This is a genomic window from Arthrobacter sp. FW306-1B-F12A, assembly GCF_058781865.1.
Map to the genome: position 1 here is coordinate 1 of NZ_JBYSXD010000100.1, position 2,589 is coordinate 2,589.

Annotated in this window: 2 protein-coding genes and 2 riboswitches; both genes read right to left on the bottom strand. The window is 65.7% G+C overall.

Features of this window, described 5'->3' with window-relative positions; genetic code table 11:
* A partial coding sequence (locus tag AC3WJU_RS22355; protein ID WP_492260912.1) for a hypothetical protein occupies nucleotides 1-226 on the bottom strand: 226 nt, incomplete at its 3' end.
* Between the two features lie 43 nt (nucleotides 227-269).
* Nucleotides 270-388, bottom strand: a riboswitch (glycine riboswitch).
* Nucleotides 389-483: riboswitch (glycine riboswitch) on the bottom strand.
* Nucleotides 484-527: 44 nt separating this feature from the next.
* A partial coding sequence (acs, locus tag AC3WJU_RS22360; protein WP_492260913.1) for an acetate--CoA ligase occupies nucleotides 528-2,589 on the bottom strand: 2,062 nt, incomplete at its 5' end.

A 2,589-nucleotide genomic window follows, 5' to 3' on the forward strand; every position in this document is an offset into this window, starting at 1 on the left:
CCAGCTTGCGCAGCTCGGCCAGGACCTCGACCTCGCTGAGGGCGTTCTGGAGCGTCAATGCGACATCCTGGCGGATGGAATCGGGGACGGCGACATCCACCAGGCCGTCAACGGAGTCGTAGCCGACTGCCTTGAGCATGATGTCAATGTCGGCCTGGCGGCGGGCGCCGATATGCCGGTCAACGAAGACGGATGTGTGGGATTGAATGGTCACAGAGAACTCCAAGGTAGCGGCCTATCCCTGAGCAGGGCGGCCTGGATTTTGGGGTCCTCCCCGCTCTGTATTGGACCTGAGAGTTTCCGGGACGTCCGTGTTAGAAGTCCCTTGCACCGTCGGTGAGCACCATTCATCTCAGGCGAGAGGGCGGGTGCTGCTTTCCAGAGTTGCCGCGCTGCAGCGGTACATGGGCCTGAGAGATTCCTGGGGAGGATTTGCTCCTACGGCGTCAGCCTGGGTGTGCTGAACTCTCCCGCTGCGGCTTAATGGCAGTATTCATGTTACATATTTACGAATCAGCAAGGGCGGCCTACCGGCTACGTGCCGACGCGCCGCTTGTTAGCTGCACATGAGGATTCCTTTCGCTCAAGCTAGATGGGGTTTGACCTTCGTAGATTGAGCTCGTTTGATTCGGAAGCTCCATACCGATCCGCTGTATGATGCCGGGATCCGAGAGGGTGGTGGAGTCCCCGGTGTCGCGGCCTTCCACCAAGTCCTGCAGGAGGCGGCGCACGATCTTCCCGGAACGGGTCTTGGGCAGCTCGGGGACCACGAGGATGTGCCTGGGTTTGGCGATGGGGCCGATTTCCTTGCCCACGTGGTTGCGCAGCTCGAAGACGGTGGCGTCGCCGCTGTTGACGGCGTCCCCGCGCAGGATGACGAACGCGACCACGGCCTGGCCGGTGGTTTCGTCGGAAGCCCCGACGACGGCGGCCTCCGCCACCCAGGGGTGGGACACGAGCGCGGATTCGATTTCGGTGGTGGAGAGCCGGTGCCCGGAGACGTTCATGACGTCATCCACCCGGCCCAGGAGCCACACGTCGCCGTCTTCGTCTTTCTTGGCGCCGTCGCCGGCGAAGTACATGCCCTCGAAGCGGGACCAGTAGGTGTCCTTGAACCGTTCCGGGTCCCCCCAGATGCCGCGCAGCATCGCGGGCCAGGGTTCGCGGACCACGAGGTAGCCGCCGTGCCCGTCGGGGACGGATTCGCCGGCCTCGTCCACGACGTCGATCGCGATGCCCGGCAGCGGGACCTGGGCCGAGCCCGGCTTGGTCGCGGTCACGCCCGGAAGCGGCGCGATCATCTGCGCGCCGGTCTCGGTCTGCCACCAGGTGTCCACGATCGGGGCAGGGTGTTCCTTCTTTTCCCCGTTCTTCCCGGCGTTGGAGCCGATGACGTCCCGGTACCACATCCAGGCCTCGGGGTTGATGGGCTCACCCACCGAGCCCAGGACCCGGATCGAGGACAGATCGTACTTGCCCGGGATCTCCTTGCCCCATTTCATGAACGTCCGGATCGCCGTGGGGGCGGTGTACAGGATGGAGACCTTGTACTTCTGAACGATTTCCCACCAGCGGCCCTGGTGCGGGGAATCCGGGGTGCCCTCGTACATGACCTGGGTGGCGCCGTTCACGAGCGGGGCGTAGGCGACGTACGAGTGGCCGGTGACCCATCCGACGTCGGCGGTGCACCAGAACACGTCCGTGTCCGGGTGCAGGTCGAAGACCGCCTTGTGCGTGTACGCGGTCTGGGTCAGGTAGCCGCCGGTGGTGTGCAGGATGCCCTTGGGCTTGCCCGTGGTCCCGGAGGTGTACAGGATGAACAGCGGGTGTTCGGCGTCATGCCCGACGGCGGTGTGCTCGCCGGACGCGGCGCCGACCGTGTCCTCCCACCACTGGTCCCTGCCCTCGTGCCAGTCCACCGGCTGGCCGTTGCGCTTGACCACCACGACGTTCCGGACCGAATGTCCCTCACGGGACAGGGCCTGGTCCACGGCCGGCTTGAGCGGGCTGGGCTTCCCGCGCCGGTAGGTGCCGTCGGCGGTGACCACGAGCTTGGCCTCGGCGTCATCGATCCTCGAGCGCAGCGCGTCGGCGGAGAAACCGCCGAACACCACCGAGTGCACGGCCCCGATCCGGGCACAGGCCAGCATCGTGATCACGGCTTCGGGGATCATGGGCAGGTACACGGCCACCCGGTCACCCTTGGCCACACCGAGCGACTCGAACGCGTTGGCGGCCTTCTTGACCTCTTCGGTCAGCTGCGCGTAGGTGTAGGAGCGGGTGTCGCCCGGTTCGCCTTCGAAATGGATGGCCACCCGGTCCCCGAGCCCGTTCTCCACGTGCCGGTCCAGGGCGTTGTACGCGGCATTGACCTTGCCGCCGACGAACCACTTCGCGAACGGCGGGTCGGACCAGTCCAGGGCTTCGGTGAAGTCCGTGTCCCAGTCCAGCAGTTCCCGGGCCTGCTTCGCCCAGAACGCGGGACGGTCCGCATTGGCTTCCGCATAGACTCCGGCGCCGACTACCGCGTTGGCCGCGAACTCAGGGGTGGGCGCGAACTTCCGGTTTTCGTGGAGAAGGTTTTCGAGG